The organism is Halotia branconii CENA392 (assembly GCF_029953635.1).
Classification (GTDB): Bacteria; Cyanobacteriota; Cyanobacteriia; order Cyanobacteriales; family Nostocaceae; genus Halotia; species Halotia branconii.
Window position 1 is genome coordinate 4726954 of the sequence record NZ_CP124543.1, and the last position, 19784, is coordinate 4746737.

Here is a 19784-nt window from a genome sequence, read left to right on the forward strand (position 1 = left end):
GCTAAATGCAGATTAGTCCAAACTCAAGATCTAATGGCAGCACCACTTCACTCAAATTACTGAGAAAATGTGCCTGACAACGTTGATGTGGTGCATCTGGCCAACTTGAATTCATCGCAGTAATAATTGCTGATTCTCCATCTGACAAGGTTGCCAGCACTTTGTACGCTAAATCCTTGAATGGTTGCAGCCACTCAATTAACCCTTGTGCTTGTGCCTGTGGCAACTGAATTGCACTGACTGGTGTACCACTTAATACTTCATGTAATACGTATAACAAAGTCCCGTGACCCTCTGGCTGTAAAGCATCAATTGCCCAAATCAAACCATCATGTTCAGCGGCTGTAGCAGCTAATTTCTCCGGCGTATGTGCCATCGTCCCACCCAACAGTGCCAAAAATTGACGGTATAATTTACCCACGTTACTCTCATTAATTTCCACGCCACGCTGGTTTAATGAACGCCGAATTTCTGCCAACTGTTGATGCTCATGTTCATGTTGCCAACCAATAAATGCCAGTACATCTAAACCATAAGTACTTTGAGGTAAACTATACTTTAATACACCGCCAGCTAAGTAGTGCTGACCAAAATATTCACATTCTGAGTTGGCACATTTTTTCCCCTTGCCTGCCACAAACACTGCCCCCTCTAGAGTTTGAATTGTTTTACCCATGTGCCAAGATGGAAGACTAACTAATGTGGTGTCGCAATGTATACACGAATTTAACTCACATTTCACAATTATTCGTTTGGCATCCGGGAAATGTCTTTGTGGGCGGTGGCGAGGTAACTTTACTATCACGGAGGAATGGCTGCTGCTATATGTTTTTTCAGCTTACCTGCAAACAACACCAATTAGATAGCTAGGGCAAAGCAGCTGGTGGCGCGGCAGATTGCGGTGTTGGCGAATGTGTTGATGGTGCTGTAGGGGTGTGGGACGGTACAATGCTCAACGTTGTTGACTAGCTGTTTCTGAAGCTCTGCGCCAACAAAAACATCGCCTTTATCATGTCATGATCCAGTTGGTAAATACAAGCTTTGGTCAAGCAACGTACAAAACTTCTTTTATGCTAACCTTGTCATCCTAGAAAATGCTTAAAGAGCATATTACCAAACGCCTTTCTAAATTGAAAGCTAGAAATTTCAGGTTTCGCACCCTCAATGACATCAATATTAGTACAGTGACAAATAGAAACTCGCTGTTTTTTTATAAAAAGTATGAGTTTTTGTATGAGCTTTTATATGAGTTTTGGATATTGCAGATATCGGTTTTTTGTGTAAAAGCTATTCAACTTACGATTAAATTACAACTGAGAATGTTGACAAAAAAACTGTATCAATGATGTCTGTTTAGACAGCACACCAATGTTCAAGCCTGTTGATAACTGTGTGGAACGTACCTCTTGTAGGCTAATGCGCTCACCCTTTGTTATGGTGATGGTAGCTAAGAGTTCAGGAGTCAGAAGAATTGAACTAGACCATAAATGGAATAGCATTCTTGTTGGTAAACTTTCTTAAAAAAAATGCATATTATGTTATCTTAATAAACATTAATATGTTTTAATTAGGCAAATAACATAATATTTAGCATCTAAGAACTTTTCAAATATTTTTTTAAATATAAAGTACTTCTATTTATTAAATTTAGCTTGCGTAAAACCTAATTATAAATTAATCTACTTTTAGAGTGTTGTTTCCTAACCTAAGTCAATATTGATATTTAATAGTGCCGCTTACTGTATTATCTGAGGTATTAAATCATGAAGCTATATGCTTTTGACTTTAATATACATAATGCTTGCTATTGCCAATTACAATATATAGTCTGACTTGAACATACACATTACAAAATTTCAATGACTTTAATCATTTATTAAATACGCAACTAACTGGATTTTAGTATCATCATAACGACGTATCTTAAATGAAGATTAAATGAAGATAAATCAACCGTCCCGTCTTCTTATATAATTCTTTATATAATCAATTTTTAAATGATTTTCAAGTAGATTCTCACAGCAAATAAGTTTTTAAACTGGGACTACAATTTACTAAAAAATTCAAAATATTGCTCAAATACATTTATATTTTTTTTGTAGAAAGACACTTATGTACAAAATAACTTTAGAATGGATTGAAAATGGTCGTCAGCGTTCAGAAATAATTTCTTCAGAAGATAATTTAAAAGAAAAAGGAAAGATTTCTATTGGTAGGGATAAAAATCAATGTGATATCATCTTGCCTATAAGTGAGAAGAGTATCTCTCGCTTGCACGCAATAATGTTTTACGACTTTCATAATAATTGCTTTTTTATCAAAAACTCAACGTCTAATAGACCTCAACCAAATCCTGTAATTGTTGATGGGAGGAAAATTATTTATGAACAAATAGGTGTTTATTCAGGAAGTCTAATTCAACTAGGTAAAATTTCTTTAAAAATTAAACAAATTGAAATCATTCAATCTCAACAGTCGTATGGAGTTAGATGTTTAAATGGTCATCAAATTCCTTACAAATATATAGGAGACTTCTGTCCTCATTGTGGTTTTTCTTTACAAGCAGTTGAAACAACTTTGTTATCTGATGACAACTAACATATTTAACCTGAGTTGGGGATAACCTAGAACGTTGATTTTGTAGTTAGTTTTAAAAGCGTGAAAGCCTTATTCTCTCGTCCAAATAATCAAAGTTGAGTTCTTAACCCGAACTAACGTTAGTTGGTTTACAGTCCCAATTATGGAAATATTACTAACCTGGGAAGATCCTGGTAATCAAGAACTGCAAAAGCATTCTTCTACTATTCCTTTGGGGATAGGACGAGAACTTGCACGTATACCTGATATTTATGAAAATCAATCTTTAAAAAAAGTCGTTTTAAAAAGCAGGGAGATTTCTAGTTTTCATGCCTTGATCTATTTTGTTAACGGTCAGTTAACTATTAAAGACATAAGTACCAATGGTACAAGGGTCAATGGGAATCTATTACATAAGTCTAGTTGCCCTCTGAATACTGGAGATGCCCTGCAAATCGGGCCATTTCAGATCAGTGTAAGTTTGACAAACGAGATTGATGGTACAGAAATCCTCAATCAACCTCCAACTATATTAGATCTAGAAACCGAAGTCACTAATTTTAGTCAACAAGCAGTAGATGAATCTCCGCCTTCAACTATTGCCTTTAACCTAGAAACCGACCAACCAGATCCCAAAGCAGAGCCATTCAAACCTACGTATTTAGCTTCTTTTCCTCCACGGGAATTTATTGCGTCAGAGTTTGTAGATATGCAATCTCTTTATGCCACAGGAGAACCCGTTCAAGAGCAAGAGTATGTTGCTTTGGGAGGGGGTATAGGTAGTTTTGCATGGGTGGATCACATCAGAATTTATGGAGTAAAGCCAGATAAAATTACTGTTCTTGGTTTAGAACAAAAACCATACGGACGTTATCAGCGTCTTTGTCAAAACTCTCAAATTCCTCCCTATGAAAGATTACGTTCTGGTTCTGATTCTTGCCCAGATAATCTGTGGGGTTGGCCTGGTTATGCTTGGCGAGAAGCTTGGCAAGAAATCTTTTCTGGTGAAGTAGGTTCTGCATTAAAGCGTCTGTGGCAGGTTTTTTCAGAGCCATTGCTTGCAGATACTTATACTCCTTTATCTGGAAGAGTATTTGAATCTATTGACCGAGAAGCCGAACGTATTGGTTGGTCGAAAATGCTGAAATACGGTCGTATCCGGGCTATTCGTAAAACAACAGATGGTCGTTATGCGATCGCCTATTCTGTGCCTCAAGCCTCGGAGCGATCGCATGGATATTTAGTCGGTCGTTATGTGCATATTGCCACAGGATATCCTGCTATTAAGTTTTTGCCTGATTTGCAAAAATACCGCCAAGATACTGGCGATTCTAAATCTGTAGTTAATGCTTACGAACAACATGAGCATATCTACAAACAATTAGAAAATCGGGGTGGTACGGTAATTATTCGCGGTAGAGGGATTGTTTCATCTCGAATTATCCAAACAATTTGGGAAGCCAGACGCAAGAATCGTCAAATAAAAGTTATCCATGTAATGCGTACCCCCGTCAAAGAAGGTTATAAGTTTGGTTCGGCTCAACGTAAAGTTGAGAATAACTGGGAATTTCAACCTTATAACTGGCCGAAAGCCACATGGGGGGGTGACATGCGTTCTATGTTAGAAGCAGCTTCCCCTGCCAAACGTTATGAATTACTTAAAGATTGGGGTGGAACTACGACAGCAGACCGTACAGATTGGAAAAAAATTATTCAAGAAGGTTTAGATGCTGGGTGGTACACCATTGAGTTTGGGCAAGTAGAAAAGGTAGAACGTAACCATGAAGGAAAACCTATTTCTTTTATCAGAAATCAAGAAGGATTGTTAGAGGTAGCAGCAGATTTCATTATTGACTCTACAGGGTTGGAAGCTAAACCCGAAAATAATCCTTTATTTGCGGATTTGATTAACCGCTATAACTTGTCTTTGTCTCCTTATGGTGGTTTGCAAGCTGCTAAAGATTTTGAAATGAAAGAAATGCGAAATATGCGCGGCAGAATGTATGTTTCCGGGGTTTTAACTTTGGGCGGCCCTTATGCTGCAATTGATACATTTTTAGGCTTGCAATATGCGGCTCAAAGAGCAGCGGATGCTTTAGTTGCTGCAAAAGCTCCAGATATACATTATCTAAATGGTTTAGGTTCTTTATGGCAATGGATTAAATGGGCAACCAATCAACAACCATGAATCAATTCGCAATTCGCAATTCGCAATTCGCAATTAAATCAAGCCACTCACAAGGGGAGCATCCCAATTTTGTCAAAAGACACCGAACTGGCACAAAAACCCTGTACAAACCTCTTTCCTTTGCGTTCTTTGCGGTTCGTTATTTCATTCTCTACCTAAGTCCAAATACCGGATAAAAATAAACTTGCACATTTGGGATGCTCCCCTCACAAGGGGCGTTAGCGAACCGACAGGAAGTACGGTTTTAAACCTAATTTTTTGATAACAGGATTTACGCAAAATTATGGAAAAACGAACCACAAAGGACACTAAGGACACGAAGTTAAGAGGGTTTCAAAGAGTTCTTGCGTAAGTCCTAAATAAATTTGGCTGGAATTTCAATCAGTTCACATTCTTTCATTCATTTTAATCCGCAAAGTTATAGAAGAGGGGCATGACACCTACATTAATTGGACGCTGGCAATCTCGGATTTTTCTTTTAGCAACTATTGGGGTTTTATTTTCCTTACCTTTTGCTTTAAAAAATGGATTACAACAAGTTGAATGGATTTACTTTTGGGTTCTGTTTTACATTGGGCTTTTTGGTTTAGTTTGGGATGTTATTTATAACTATTTACAAAAGTTTTTTTGGGATCATGATTGGCCTAGTGTTTTGCAATTTTTGGCAGCAATTGTTGAAGGTGTTTTTTTGGCATTGGTAATAAATTTAATTGGATTACCTAATATTCCCCAAAAGCAATTTTCTCTACCAATTTATATTTTTCATTACAGTGTTGTTTGGTTTGCATTCTATTGTGCTTCTTGGGTAGTTATGCGCTTGTTATTTCCTAGAGCGCGGTTTCGAGGTGGTGCGTGGATAGGTAGATGGAGTCGTAGTAGTTAGTAATTAAATTTAAGAGGTTGTTTTAAAAGTGATTTGCTGTGATTTTAATCAAATTTTTATCCCCCTTAATCCCCCCTTGGAAAGGGGGGAGACAAGAAAATCCTGTTCCCTCCCCTTTATAAGGGGAGGGTTAGGGTGGGGTAATTCAATAACTTCTATGTACACCGTAGCCTTTCCAAGGCGAGGGTTAGAGAGGGGTAAAAAAATATTTGATACATCAATTATGACTTTTCAAACATCCTCTAATACAAATGGGTGAAAAGAGTTATGAAACTAATATCTAAAATCAGCTTTCTGGGGATTGTTTTGTTATTTGCGTCTTTGTTGGATTCGACTTCGCTTGCAGCAGTCAATTCATCGGAAAATGTTGATAATACTACGTTGTTAGCAGGTAAAGGTACGTCTAGTTATGACAGTTTGATGCGACAGGGTTATGCTGCTGCCAGACGTAGAAACTATACTGCCGCTAGGAATTATTTTCAGCAAGCATTAGGCCATCGCCCTGGAGATAAGTATGCCACAAGAGCCATAGCCAATATGAATCGCTACCTCGCTCGTCGTAACAGTTCTCGTATTGCCTACAGCAGGACAAGAACAGGTAGAAGAGCTGTTGGTGGAACGCGGGGAGGTTGTTTTGATGTTGAGAGCGAACAAGCTCGTCAATTGATTATTCCTTTAATACCGTCAGATGCAGATGGTGTAACTACAACTGCTGAGTATCCTAGTTTCTTGTTTTATGTTCCCCAAATCCCTAAAGTAACATCATTGGAATTAGTTGTACGAGATGATAAGACATTTGAAAAATTACAGACAGTAGCCTTAACGCCAAACAAACAATCTGGGATTGTGAGAGCTAATTTAACTTCTCAAACAGGTAAGCCTTTAGCATTGAACAAAGAGTACACTTGGGTATTTTCTGTTATTTGCGGCAATAACAGTCGGGATACAGATTGGGCTTTAGAGGGCAAAGTGAAAAGAGTTCAGCCCAATGAAAATTTAAATCTTGATTTAGAAACTGCTGCACCGCAAGAACAGGTGGAAATTTATGTCGAAAATAAGTTATGGGAAAATGCTTTGAGAACTGTAGCCGATTTACGTCGCCAAAATCCTAACGATGCAGAAATTAAGCAATATTGGCAAGAGTTGTTGAAGTCGGTAGATTTTCAAAATGAAGTTATTCAAGCGCCTTTATTGCAGTAAGTAGATAAACGTGAGTTCGACAAACCTTACCCTCCTAAAAGGCCTCTGGTGTACACACAAATCTAATTACCCCCCTTAATCCCCCCTTGGAAAGAGGGGGGAAACTGAGAAATCTAGTTCCCTCCCCTTTCCAAGGGGAGGGTTAGGGTGGGGTAATTCCAGAACTGAGAGTAACTCATCAAACTCACGTTAAATAAGTAAAAAATTTCTGCAACACAACGTCTTCAATTTAAACAAGTTTTGATTCATTCACATTTAATCAATCGGGAGAAAACAGATATGATGACTCTAGAATTGTGGCAAGGCTCTTGTAAGGTAGGTTTGTTAGGTGTTTTAGCCCTCTGTAATACACTCGTTAGTACTCTTTGTGATTCAGCTTTGGCCCAAATTGTCCCTGATAGTACTCTAGGTAATGAGTCTTCTTTGGTAACGCCTAATGGTAATGTGCGCGGACTACCAGCAACGTTGATTGAAGGTGGGGCGACTAGAGGTGTAAATTTATTACAAAGTTTTTCTCAGTTTAATGTTGGTGATGCCCAACGGGTTTATTTTGCTAATCCTACCGGGATTGAAAATATTTTGACTCGCGTGACTGGGAATAATGCCTCGAATATTTTGGGGACGTTGGGTGTTAATGGTAACGCTAATTTGTTTTTACTCAACCCTAACGGAATTGTTTTTGGGCCAAATGCAAGTTTAGATGTTGCGGGTTCGTTTTTAGCTACAACCGCAGATAGTTTTGTGTTTGAGAGTGGTTTAGAGTTTAGTGCCAAGAATCCACAAGCTGCACCTTTGTTAAGTGTTAGCGTAACTCCTGGGTTGCAGTTTGGTGCAAATCCAGGGGATATTAGGAGTGTTGCTAATCCTGATCCTAATAATGCTAATTTAACTGTCGGAAAAAATTTGACGCTAGCTGGTGGAAATCTTGATTTGCAAAGAGGGTTGCAAACAAGTGAAGGTGATATCAGTTTTACTGCAAGTGGAGAATTTTCTCTGAAAGGAAACCAAATTCTTAGCTTTACTAATTCTACAAAGGGAGGTGATATAAATATTACAGCTAAGTCAGTCTCCTTAGAAGGCGGTGCTATACTAGCAACGAGAGCATCTGAAAAAGGAGATGCTGGTAATGTTAATATTAACGCTCAAAACCTAACAATTACTAGTGGTTCTCAGGTACTGTCTCAAACTTTCGGTGCAGGAAATGCTGGAACAATAGAAGTCAAAGTAGATAATGACGTAAATGTTACAAACGGTGCTCTACTGGGCTCGGATACTTCTGGAAGTGGTAATGCAGGGAAAGTTAGCATTACTGCTAAAGGTGCTGTTACTTTTGATGGGTTATATCGTGATCAAGACGGTAATCCTATAATTCAAAATGGTTTAACTAGCTTTTTACCTACTGGGGCAGGAAGTCAAGTTGGCAATGCGCAATTCGGAATACCTGGCTTTGGACAGGGTGGAGATATTGAAATCAATGCCCGATCGCTCGATTTAAAAAATGGTGCAGTTCTATCCGGCATCACTTATGGAGGAGAATCTTTTAACCCAGACGGGACGCGTATTTATAAGAATGCAGGTAATATTACAGTCAAGGTAGATGATGATGTAAACCTGACAAACGGCGCTCAATTGCGCTCGGATGCTGTTGGAAGTAGTAATGCAGGGAAAATCAGCATTACTGCTAAAGGTACTGTTACTTTTGATGGTCTAAAGCCGGATCAAGACGGTAATCCCATAATTCAAAATGGTTCAATTACTGGAGCATCAAGTCAAGTTGGCAATCCGCAATCCGGAATACCTAGTTTTGGACAAGGAAAAGATATTGAAATCAATGCCCGATCGCTCGATTTAAAAAATGGTGCAGCTTTATCCAGCATTACTTATGGAGAAATATCCTATAACCCAGACGGGACGCTTATCTATAATAATGCAGGTAATATTACAGTCAAGGTAGATGATGATGTAAACCTGACAAACCGCGCTCAAATCAATAGCAGCACTCTTGGTTACGGTGATGCAGGAAGTATAAAAATCGATGCTAAAGGCGGCAAAGTCTTTTTAGATAATCTTAGTTTTATATCCAGTGAGGTTGGCAATCAGCAATCCAGAATATCTGGTTATGGACAAGGTGGAGAGATTAAAATCAACGCCCGATCGCTCGATTTAAAAAATGGTGCATTTTTCTCCAACATTACTTTTGGAGGAATATCCTATAACCCAGACGGGACGCTTATCTATAATAATGCAGGTGATGTTATCGTTAATGTAGATGATGATTTAAACGTGACAAACGGCTCTCAACTGCGCTCGGATACTTATGGAATTGGTAATGCAGGGAAAATCAGCATTACTGCTAAAGGTACTGTTACATTTGATGGGTCTAAAGTTAATAGTGGTACTTTTGGTTTTGGAAAAGGTGGAAATATTGACATCACAACTAGTTCACTTTATTTAGATAATGGAGTGAAACTATATACCCTAACATCTGGTCTTGCATTAACAAATCAACAAGGTGAGATAACTTTAGCTGATGCAGGCAAAATAACAGTCAACGTCACCGATAAACTAAAAATTTTAGGTGGTTCTCAACTACGCAGTGATACATTTGGGCAGGGTAATGCAGGAGATATAACTGTTAGTGCAAGAGAATTTTCCCTAACTAGTGGCGCTCAAATAAGTAACATTACTGTTGGAAATGGTAATCCAGGGAACATTACTATCGAAGCAAAAAATGGTACAGTGCTTCTTGATAACGCTAACATCTTCAGCACTATAGATAGTGGGGCAAATAGCATTAGTGGCGAGGTAAGTAAGATTAGCATTAATGCAGGCTCGCTTGAGCTAAAAAATAATGCTCAAATACAAACTGTAGTTCGTGGAGCTACTCGTAACAGTCAGGGTATATTAATTCCAGCAGGAAACGGTAATGCTGGAACAATAGATATTAATGTTAGCAATGCAGTAACTCTTGATGATGTTGGGACTGCAATTACTAGTATATTAGATCAGGAGACTACAGGTACAGGTGGAGATATTAATATTGAAGCGCGATCACTTTCCTTGAAAAAAGGAGCGCAGATTAATGCTAGTACTCGTGGTCAAGGAAGTGCTGGTTCAATTACTGTAAAAGCGATTGATGATGTATCTCTCACAGGTAATGGAACTGGTATTTTTAGTACAGCAGAAGAAACATCTCAAGGTTTGGCAGGTAATATCGATATTGACCCCAAACGAGTTTTTATTGGCAATGGTGCTGAAATAAAAGTAGACAGCAATAGTACATGGAAGCCAGAACCAAATAGCAATGTGAAAGCAGGTAGCATCACTCTAGTAGGCGATCAACTTATCCTCAACAATGGAAAAATTACTGCTGAAACAAGCACTGTTGATGGCGGTAACATTATATTGACTGTGCCGAAAGTACTGGTGATGCTGAATAGTAGTCAAATAACAACTTCCGCAGTTGGAAATGGCGGTCAAATACTTATAAATGAAAAAAACAATCGTCAAGGTATTCTTGTTACTGTCCCTTCACAAAATAATGATATTAGAGCTAATGCTTTTGGCAATGATACAGAAGGTGGTAGGATTGAAGTCAATACTTTAAGTGTAATTGGTTTTGAAAAAGAAGATACCGGGGTATTTGACAATCAAAGCCAGAGTGAGATAAGTGCTAAAGCAAACTCTGGCATAGATGGCACAGTATCAGTTAACTCTCCTGATGTAGACCCAGCAAGTGGTATCACTACCTTACCCGTAGATGTAGTTGACCCTTCCAACCAAATCGACCAAGGCTGTGCCGCTTTTGACGAAGATACTGCTGGCGAATTTAAAGTTACCGGACGCGGTGGTTTACCTCCCAGTCCCGACCAACCCCTCAGCAGCGATGCAGTATGGGAAGATACGCGCACCACAGCAACTAATCCCCAAAATTTAAGAGCCAATACTACAGCCAAAACACCAAAAGCAGAAGCTAAAAAAATTATCCCTGCGACTGGTTGGGTATTTAAAGAAAATGGCGAAGTGACGCTAATTTCCAGTACATCCAAAGCTACTGCGGAAAAGTTGGGGTCTGCTCCGCAATCATGTCCTGTTCGTTAAATGTCGCTTATCAGTAGTTGTATTTACAGTTTTTTGATCACGCAAAGGCGCAAAGACGCAAAGAAGAGCGCAGAAAGACTTTTGCAAGAGATCTAATACATGAAAACTGTTGTAACAAGTACGATACGGCTACTGATAATTAATATTTTTGTCTCTGCAAGCTTTGCTGTATCTAAGTTTTTGAATAACGAAACACATAAATAACGATTTAATTTTCAACAAATAATAAAGATGAGTATTACTCGTTACCCTTTTTGTCTTAGCCTACTCGCTTTGACTTTCGTACTGCTGAATACTAACTCAGTCAACGCACAAACTACTCCCGATGCGCCTGGCTCAGATATTCAACGAGGAGTACAACCAACTCCCCCTACTCCGGTTCCAGAAACACTTCCTCCTGTAGAAGATTTATTTCCATCTCCAGTAATTCCCTCTACTCCAGAAAATATAGAAGTTTTACCGACTCAACTGCAAGGAACAATTAAAGTTAAAAGTTTTCAGGTAGAAGATAGCACTGTCTTTAGTCAAGAACAATTAGCAAAAGTAACTGAAAAATTTACTGGTGAAGAAATTACCTTTGCCCAACTTCTCCAAGCTGCGGATGCTATCACTAAACTTTATCTTGATGCTGGTTATATTACCTCTGGTGCTTATATTCCTGCCAATCAAACTTTTAACAAAGAAGGTAGTGTAGTCACAATTAAAGTAGTTGAAGGTAGCTTAGAAAGTATCAAAGTCAGCGGCACAAAACGATTGAATCCTAGTTACGTGCGTAGTCGTCTAGCTATTGCCACAGGTAAACCTCTCAACCAGAAAAAACTTCTAGAAGCCTTACAATTACTGCAACTCGACCCTTTACTAAAAAACATCTCGGCGGAGTTAGCAACAGGAACGTCTCCCGGTACTAGTATTTTAGAAGTAAAGGTGACAGAAGCAAAAACCCGTTCTGCTCAAATAAAACTTGATAACAACCGCGCACCTAGTATCGGTAGCTTTCAACGCCAAATTCAACTCAATGAAGCTAATCTTTTGGGGTTAGGAGATGGTTTAAGTGTTGCTTATGCTAATACCGATGGTAGCAACAGTTGGAATGTTAGCTATACTTTACCAATTAATCCCCGCAACGGGACTGTACGCATCGATTACAATAATTCGTCTACAAAAGTAATAGAAGAACCCTTCGATATTTTAGAGATTGAAGGCAGTTCTGAAGAATACAGTATCACCTACCGCCAACCGCTAATCCTAACTCCGACTACAGAATTTGCATTAGGAATCACAGCATCTCGTCGAGAAAGTGATATTGGTTTTTTAGAAGCAATAGCCGGAGTACGTTTACCTTATCCTTCTCCCGGTGCAGATGAAGATGGTAAGACAAAAGTATCCGCAGTGCGAGTGTTTCAAGATTGGACGCAGCGCAGTGATAAACAAGTAATTGCAGCTCGTTCTCAGTTCAGCTTGGGTATCAATGCTTTTGATGCCACCGTTAATAACAACGCACCCGATAGTGAATTTATCTCCTGGCGCGGACAAGCGCAATGGGTACGGCTGCTGGCTCCAGAAACCTTATTACTGGTGCGCGGAGATATCCAAATTGCAGATAGAGCGCTTCTACCTTCCGAACAAATTGGTATCGGCGGACAAAGCACAGTCCGGGGTTATCGTCAAGATTTTCTCTTAGCAGATAACGGTTTTTTAGCATCTGCGGAGTTGCGCTATCCAGTTTTGCGCGTTCCTCAAATCAATGGTTTGCTATCACTAACACCATTTGTTGACTTTGGTACTGCCTGGAATAATTCGCAAGCAGGTAGAACGCCTTTGAACAATGATACCATCGCTTCCACTGGATTAGGTCTTTTATGGCAGCAGAGCGATCGCTTTACAGCCCGTTTGGACTGGGGTATTCCTTTAATTTCTGTTGATTCTAGTAAAAACTCTTGGCAAGAAAATGGACTTTATTTTTCCATACTTTATACTCAACCGTTTTAAATATTAAACCTCTTGCAAAAGTCCTAATTTTCGCGTTCTTCTTTGCGCCTTTGCGCCTTTGCGTGAGCTTTTTAAACTATACTCAACAACGCCAAAATTATCCCGCAATTATATAACGCCTAAATCAACATCTAACATCCAAAATCTACAAACCAACGAAAAGCCATGTCTGCGATTATTCTTTTAACGACACTATCTCAAATCGCCAATCCCATATCTCTCGCAGCCAAGCCAGTTAACCAAATCAGCCCCCCAGCAATTGTTCGTCCACAAAACTCTAGCAATCAACAAGAACAATTAAACCAAGGCATCAAACTATACCAAGAAGAACAGTTTAGCGAAGCGGCTCGAATTTTCCAACAGGCAGCAACAGCATTTAAAACTGCTGGAGATGGACTAAACGAAGCTCTAACATTAAATTATCTTTCCTTAGCCAATCAACATTTAGGAAGATTATCCGATGCCCAAGCAGCAACTAACAGAAGTTTGGCGCTAGTGCAAAATCAAAACGGTTCCAAAGAGTATTTATCCGTCCGCGCTCAAGCTCTTAATACTCAAGGTAAACTGCAATTAGCCCAAGGAAAAGCACAACTAGCTTTGAAAACTTGGGAAGAAGCAACCAAAGTATATCAAAAAGCGGGCGATCAAGCAGGTGTGATTGGGAGTCAAATTAACCAAACCCAAGCCCTGCAAACATTAGGGTTTTACCGTCGCGCTCAAGATACTCTAGAAAATTTAGAGAACAACTTAAACCAACAGCCAAATTCTCTATTGAAAGTCAAAGGATTACTTAGTCTCGGTAATACTTGGCGTGTAGTTGGTAATACAGAGCAATCGCAGCAAGTTTTAGAACAAGCCCAGAAATTAGCCCAAGAATTGCGATCGCCACAAATAGTAGCGGAAACTTTGCTCAGTTTAGGAAATACTTACCAAGCTTTAGCAAATAACGAAACTAGACAAAACAATCAAGCAGAGGATTTTACTCAAAAAGCATTACAAACTTATAGTCAAGTCAGTGAAACTGCTGCTTCTCCTACGATCAAAATCCAAGCACAACTAAATAAATTACGTCTGTTAATAGATAAAAAACAGTTATCAGAAGTTCAAAAATTATGGGCTCAACTACCAACTGAGTTTGAGCAACTTCCACTTAGTCGCCAAAAAGTTTACGCACGGATAAATTTAGCCCAAAGCCTAATCAAGCTCAAACAAACAGATAATACAAATAATAAAGACACGCAAAAACTATCAGCAAATCCTTCTTGGTTACAAGTTGCTCAAATAGTCAAAGTAGGTGTCGAAGAAGCTAAAACATTAGAAGATAATCGCGCTCAAGCTTACGCTTTAGGAACTTTGGGTAGTTTATACGAAAAAACAGCCCAATTTTCCGAAGCCGAAAAACTTAGTGAACAAGCAGTTCAACTTGCCGAAGGTATTTCTGCCTCAGATATAGCTTATCGCTGGCGATGGCAGTTAGGACGTATCTACAAAGCTACGGGAAATTCCGCACAAGCCAAAGGTGCTTACAAGCAAGCAATAAATCATCTCAAATCTTTGCGTAATGACATAGCATCAATCAGCCGTGATGTGCAATTTTCTTTCCGAGAAGAAGTAGAGCCAGTTTATCGAGAATATGTCAATTTGCTTTTAGAAGGAAACCCCACTCCCCAAAATCTTGAGGCAGCAACAGAAGTAATTGATTCGCTGCAAGTAGCCGAATTAGATAACTTTTTTCGCCGAGCTTGTTTAAATGCCCAGCCTGTTAATATTAACAATATTGATCAGCAACAAAATACAGCTATTATCTATCCAGTCATATTACCCAACCGTTTAGCGGTAATTGTTTCCCTGCCGAGTCAATCTGCAAATAAATCCGAGCGCAGCTACAAATTAGAATTTCCCAAAGTCGATAATGCCGGTAATTTCGTTACTAAAGAAATACTAGAAAGCACAGTCGAGCAAGTAAGTCAAGAGATTTCCAGACCTAGTGGAGGTGATTTTTTAGCTGGTTTACAAAACTTGAACTCTTGGTTAATTGAACAACCGTTTCAATCTGATTTACAAAATGTGAAAAATCTGGCATTTATATTAGATGGTTCGCTCAGAAATATCCCGATGGCAACACTTTATGATGGAGAAAAATTTCTTGTAGAAAAGGATTATAATCTTGTCATTGTACCGGGTTTACAATTACTACCAACTACCGCACCTTTAACAGCAGAAAGATTAGAAAGACAAGCATTAGTAGCTGGACTAAGTAAATTATCCGAAGCAAGAAAGCAGGAGTATCAAGAAAAATTTGGTGTCAGCTTTAGCGATTTAAGTAATGTTGAGGATGAAGTCAAGCAAATTGCCGAAAAAGTTAAAGTTTCTAATCAGCAAAAGTTGCTGAACGATGATTTTAAAAAGTCAGCTGTTAGAAGGGCAGTTAAGTCTTCTGCTTTACCTGTAATCCACTTGGCAACACATGGTTTATTTAGTTCCCAAGCAGAAAGCACATTTATCATTACTTCCGATGGTGAGGTCAATGTTAATGAACTCAGATCTTTATTAAGAAACCGAGAAACAAATCAAACAGAAGTAATTGAACTACTTGTGCTTAGTGCTTGTCAAACAGCTAAAGGAGATGACAGAGCAGCTTTAGGAATTGCCGGAGTTGCGATTCAGTCTGGAGCGCGTAGCACCTTAGCAACTCTATGGAGTGTAACAGATGATGAAGCGGCAGATGTGATGGTTGATTTTTACAATAATTTAATTAATGAAAAAATGCCCAAAGCAGAAGCTCTACGTAAGGCTCAAGCAAATCTTCTCCAGACAAACAGACATCCTTATTATTGGGCCCCTTACGTTTTATTAGGTAATTGGCAATAACTAAAACAAGGTGAACTAAATGAGGAATTTATTTGCACTTCCTGCCATCGCTTCTAGCGTTGTCGTTACAATTTTATTATCTGGCTTGCAGCAACTTGGTATTCTCCAGCCTCTTGAATTGAGGGTGTTCGACCAAATGATGCAATTACGCACCAATTTAAAAGCAGATTCTCGCTTATTAATTGTTGAGGTAACTGAAGCGGACATTAAGAATTTAAAATTTCCTTTACCAGGAACAGTTCTGAATACTCTTTTAAATAAGTTAGAAGAATATGAACCACGAGTTATTGGTTTAGATATATTTCGTGATTTGCCAGTAGAACCCGGTCATACTAAGCTACTGGAACACTTAAAATTGAGTGATATTATCGTTCCTGTCTGCAAACAATCTAATGTTAATGAACCTGCAATACCTCCACCAGACGGAATTGAACCATTAAGAGTCGGATTTAGCGATATTGTAGAAGATCCCGATGGAGCAATTCGTCGTAATTTACTGTTGCACGAACCAGCAGCAAACGATCCTTGTGCTACTCCTTATTCTTTTAGTCTACAACTAGCACTTAAATATTTAGAAGTAGGAGGTATCCAACCACAATTTACGTCAAAACAAGAACTTAAGCTTGGTAATACCTTATTTAAACCTCTTAGAAGTAACTCAGGCGGTTATCAGAATGTAGATGATGGGGGTTATCAAATTCTACTTAACTATCGTTCCGGTAAAGAAATTGCTCAACGGGTGACTGTTACAGATGTCCTCTCGGATAAAGTAAATCCAGATTTGGTGAAAGACCGCATCGTTTTAATTGGTTCTACCGCAGTCAGCTTGAAGGATATTTTTAACACACCTTATAGCAGTGGCAAGTTAGACAACTCAGGGAAAATGCCAGGAGTCGTCATTCATGCCCATAGCGTTAGTCAAATTCTTAGTGCTGTTCTCAAACCTCAGCAACCTCTTTTTTGGTTTTTACCCCAATGGGCAGAAGTAGTGTGGATATTTGTGTGGAGTTTAGCTGGAGGACTCATCGCATCGCGCATTCAGCATCCAATGCCTTTAGGAATTGCCAGCGGAGTAGTTATAGCTGTTTTAATCGGCAGTAACTTTTTTATCTTTACTCAAGCCGGATGGATTCCTGTGGTATCTCCAGCATTCGGTTTGGTGCTGGGAGCAGGAAGTATGCTTGGTTATACGGCATATCAAAGCAAGCAAGAGCAAGAAGAAATTGCACAAAGAGTTCAGGAACAACAAGAAGCCATTGCACAGTTGCAAGCTCTTTTGCGTCAAGGTGAAAGTAGTTCAATTCCCACAACAGAGATAATTTATCCTGTTAATATTGGGCAAGAAATTCCGTTAAATACATTATTAAGCAATCGCTATAAAATTGCAGAGCATTTAGGTGGGGGAGGATTTAGTCGTACTTACTTAGCTCTAGATACTCAGCGTCCTGGTAATCCTCAGTGTGTTGTCAAACAATTAAAACCCGCTAATCAAGAGACACAATATTTAAAAGTTGTAAGACGTTTATTTAACACGGAAGCAGACATTTTAGAGGTTTTAGGCAAGCATCAGCAAATTCCCCAGTTGCTTGCTTATTTTGAAGAGAACCAGCAATTTTATCTCGTACAGGAATTTATTAAAGGATATCCTTTGAATAAAGAGATTTCTCCTGGTAAACGTCTTTCGGAACTTCAAGTTATAGAACTACTCAAAGATGTTTTGCAAGTCCTAAGCTTTGTTCACAGTTATAGTGTTATTCACCGAGATATCAAACCAAATAATTTAATTCGTCGAGAAGATGGACGTATTGTGCTAATTGACTTTGGTGCTGTAAAACTAATTCAACCTCAACGAGAAGATAACTATATAAACGAGATACAAGAAAATCAAACAATTGCAATTGTGACTCCTGGTTATGCACCTTCGGAGCAAACTAGCGGACAACCAAAACTTAACAGTGATATTTATGCTTTGGGAATAGTTGCAATTCAAGCTTTAACTGGTGTAGACCCCAGAAAATTCGGTAGAAATCCAAATACTGGTGAGTTGGTTGTACTAACTCAGGCAAATGGAATTTCTCAATATTGGCACGAATTAGCTCAAGTCAGTCATAAATTAATCACTATATTAGATAGAATGGTAAAGCTTGATTTCACCAAAAGATATCAATCGGTTACAGAGGTGTTAAAGAGTTTAGAAAGTTTAAAAACCTGATTATAAGTATAACTTGTAACTCATAATTACACGGAGTGGATCATAAAATTTATTAACTATGCTTCGTCTTCCACTGCGCCTAGTGCTTTGAGTGTTGCAATTTCGGCTGAGGTTAAGCCTTTAACGCCTGTGATGTTCATGCGTTCATAAGGGCGATCGCGAAGGGTTTTAACACAATTGCCTGTTTTGATATCCCAGAACTTAATTGTGCCATCACCACTGCTACTAGCAATAGTGTTACCATCTGGACTAAAAATAACTGAAGTGATCCACTGTGTATGTCCCTGTAAAATTTTTAAGCATTTACCACTGCTGACATCCCAAAGTCTTATAGTGTTATCAAAACCACCACTGGCAAGTATCTCATCATTTGGACTCAAGGCAATAGAGGGTACACCTATACTCTCATGCTGGAAAGTTTTTAAGCATTGCTCACTATTAAGATCCCATAACCTAATTGTTGCTTCATCACCGCTGCTGGCAAGGAAATGACCATCTGCGCTAAAGGCAATTGAACGAATCCAATTTGTGTGTCCTTTTAACGTTACTTTGCAGGAGCCAGTGTGAATATGCCATAATCTTACAGTTCGATCTAAACCACCACTGGCTAAGAATTGACCGTTTGGACTAAATGCAATTGAGATAACACTTTTAAGTGCTTGAAAAGTTTTAAAACACTCACCCGTCAAAGTGTTCCAGAGTTTCACCATCCCGTCACCACTACTGCTGGCAATCAATTTACAATCTGGACTGAAGACAACTGAACGAATCCAATCACTATGTCCTTGCATAACTTTTAGACACTCACCAGTATCGGGGTTCCACAACCTTACTGTTCTATCATGACCAGCACTAGCAATCATTTTACTGTCAGAACTAAAAGCTACTGAACGTATCAAGTCAGTTTGTTCTTGAGTAACTTTTAAGCATTTACCTGTACTAACATCCCATATTTTTACGACTTGATCGTGTCCACCGCTAATAAGACTCTGACCATCAGGACTAAAACTTATTGAACGTACAGCATTGTTATATCCCTGAAAAATTCTCAAACATTCTCCTGTATTCACATCCCAAAACCTAAATGTTTGATCTCTACTGCCACTAGCAAGAGTTTTGCCGTTTAAGCTAAAAGCCACTGCCCAAACTGAACTCGTATGTCCTAGTAAAATTTTCAGGCATTTTCCAGTATGAAGATTCCATAATTTCACCGTTTGATCTCCACCACCACTGGCAAGAGTCTGACCATCAGGACTAAAGGCAACTGAATTAATCCAAATATCATGTGCGTGTAAAGCTTTTAGGCATTCTCCAGTGCTGACATTCCATAACCTGATTGTTTGATCGGCACTGCCACTGGCAAGTATCTGATTATTTGGACTAAAAGCAACAGATTCTACATTATGTTTATGCGCGTGTAAAGCTTTTAGGCATTCTCCAGTGTTGACGTTCCATAACCTGATTGTTTGATCGCTGCTACCACTGGCAAGTATCTGATTATCTGGGCTAAAGCTGACAGAGAGAACAGTTTTTGTATGTCCTATTAGAGTTCTCAAACATTCTCCTGTATTCACATCCCAGAGCCTTACTATTTTGTGAGTACCACCACTAGCAAGAATTTTGCCATCTGGACTAAAAGTAACTGAACGCAACCAACTGTCATTTTCAGTTAATGTTTTTAAGCATTTACCGTTGTGAAGCTCCCAGATTTTTATTGTGTGATCATAACTACCAGTAGCAAGAATTTTCTCTGTGGGGCTGAA

General features: G+C 38.9%; 10 protein-coding genes and 1 pseudogene. 8 read left to right on the forward strand and 3 right to left on the reverse strand.

All coding sequences use genetic code 11. The features are described from left to right. Position 1: 1 nt before the first annotated feature. Positions 2 to 676, reverse strand: a complete 675-nt coding sequence (locus QI031_RS20775; RefSeq protein WP_281481541.1) for a hypothetical protein — start codon at positions 674 to 676, stop codon at positions 2 to 4. Between the two features lie 1436 nt (positions 677 to 2112). Here QI031_RS20775 and QI031_RS20780 point away from each other — a divergent pair. The 8 genes from QI031_RS20780 (at position 2113) to QI031_RS20815 (ending at position 18021) form a co-directional block, all read left to right on the forward strand. Then, positions 2113 to 2598 (forward strand): FHA domain-containing protein, encoded by a 486-nt coding sequence (locus QI031_RS20780; protein ID WP_281481542.1) that lies wholly within the window; start codon positions 2113 to 2115, stop codon positions 2596 to 2598. Positions 2599 to 2740: 142 nt separating this feature from the next. Continuing rightward, positions 2741 to 4765: an FHA domain-containing protein gene (locus QI031_RS20785; protein ID WP_281481543.1), complete on the forward strand. Its 2025-nt coding sequence runs from the start codon at positions 2741 to 2743 to the stop codon at positions 4763 to 4765. 433 nt (positions 4766 to 5198) lie between these two features. Then, complete coding sequence (locus tag QI031_RS20790; RefSeq protein WP_281481544.1) at positions 5199 to 5648, forward strand: hypothetical protein; 450 nt, start codon at positions 5199 to 5201, stop codon at positions 5646 to 5648. A gap of 267 nt (positions 5649 to 5915) precedes the next feature. Continuing rightward, positions 5916 to 6848 (forward strand): DUF928 domain-containing protein, encoded by a 933-nt coding sequence (locus QI031_RS20795; protein ID WP_281481545.1) that lies wholly within the window; start codon positions 5916 to 5918, stop codon positions 6846 to 6848. A gap of 279 nt (positions 6849 to 7127) precedes the next feature. After that, entirely contained in the window at positions 7128 to 10949 is a 3822-nt protein-coding gene (locus tag QI031_RS20800) for a two-partner secretion domain-containing protein (protein ID WP_281481546.1), read from the forward strand. 231 nt (positions 10950 to 11180) lie between these two features. Further along, positions 11181 to 12938 carry a ShlB/FhaC/HecB family hemolysin secretion/activation protein gene (locus QI031_RS20805; RefSeq protein WP_281481547.1) on the forward strand — a complete coding sequence of 586 codons (1758 nt, stop codon included), beginning with the start codon at positions 11181 to 11183 and terminating at the stop codon, positions 12936 to 12938. Positions 12939 to 13103: 165 nt separating this feature from the next. After that, a complete protein-coding gene (locus QI031_RS20810; RefSeq protein ID WP_281481548.1) occupies positions 13104 to 15809 on the forward strand; it encodes a CHAT domain-containing protein in 2706 nt (901 codons plus the stop codon). 19 nt (positions 15810 to 15828) lie between these two features. Beyond that, complete coding sequence (locus QI031_RS20815; protein ID WP_281481549.1) at positions 15829 to 18021, forward strand: CHASE2 domain-containing protein; 2193 nt, start codon at positions 15829 to 15831, stop codon at positions 18019 to 18021. A 56-nt stretch (positions 18022 to 18077) separates the two neighbouring features. Here QI031_RS20815 and QI031_RS20820 read toward each other — a convergent pair whose 3' ends face one another. Further along, positions 18078 to 18731, reverse strand: a complete 654-nt coding sequence (locus tag QI031_RS20820; RefSeq protein WP_281486088.1) for a WD40 repeat domain-containing protein — start codon at positions 18729 to 18731, stop codon at positions 18078 to 18080. Further along, positions 18726 to 19784, reverse strand: a pseudogene (locus tag QI031_RS20825) (WD40 repeat domain-containing protein); the annotation flags it as partial. The gene QI031_RS20820 and the pseudogene QI031_RS20825, both read right to left, overlap by 6 nt.

Coding starts and splice junctions, on each gene's coding strand:
- QI031_RS20800 (WP_281481546.1), top strand. CDS start 7,128: ATGATGACTCTAGAATTGTGGCAAGGCTCTTGTAAGGTAGGTTTGTTA.
- QI031_RS20785 (WP_281481543.1), top strand. CDS start 2,741: ATGGAAATATTACTAACCTGGGAAGATCCTGGTAATCAAGAACTGCAA.
- QI031_RS20780 (WP_281481542.1), top strand. CDS start 2,113: ATGTACAAAATAACTTTAGAATGGATTGAAAATGGTCGTCAGCGTTCA.
- QI031_RS20810 (WP_281481548.1), top strand. CDS start 13,104: ATGTCTGCGATTATTCTTTTAACGACACTATCTCAAATCGCCAATCCC.
- QI031_RS20775 (WP_281481541.1), bottom strand. CDS start 676: ATGGGTAAAACAATTCAAACTCTAGAGGGGGCAGTGTTTGTGGCAGGC.
- QI031_RS20795 (WP_281481545.1), top strand. CDS start 5,916: ATGAAACTAATATCTAAAATCAGCTTTCTGGGGATTGTTTTGTTATTT.
- QI031_RS20790 (WP_281481544.1), top strand. CDS start 5,199: ATGACACCTACATTAATTGGACGCTGGCAATCTCGGATTTTTCTTTTA.
- QI031_RS20820 (WP_281486088.1), bottom strand. CDS start 18,731: ATGGTGAAACTCTGGAACACTTTGACGGGTGAGTGTTTTAAAACTTTT.
- QI031_RS20815 (WP_281481549.1), top strand. CDS start 15,829: ATGAGGAATTTATTTGCACTTCCTGCCATCGCTTCTAGCGTTGTCGTT.
- QI031_RS20805 (WP_281481547.1), top strand. CDS start 11,181: ATGAGTATTACTCGTTACCCTTTTTGTCTTAGCCTACTCGCTTTGACT.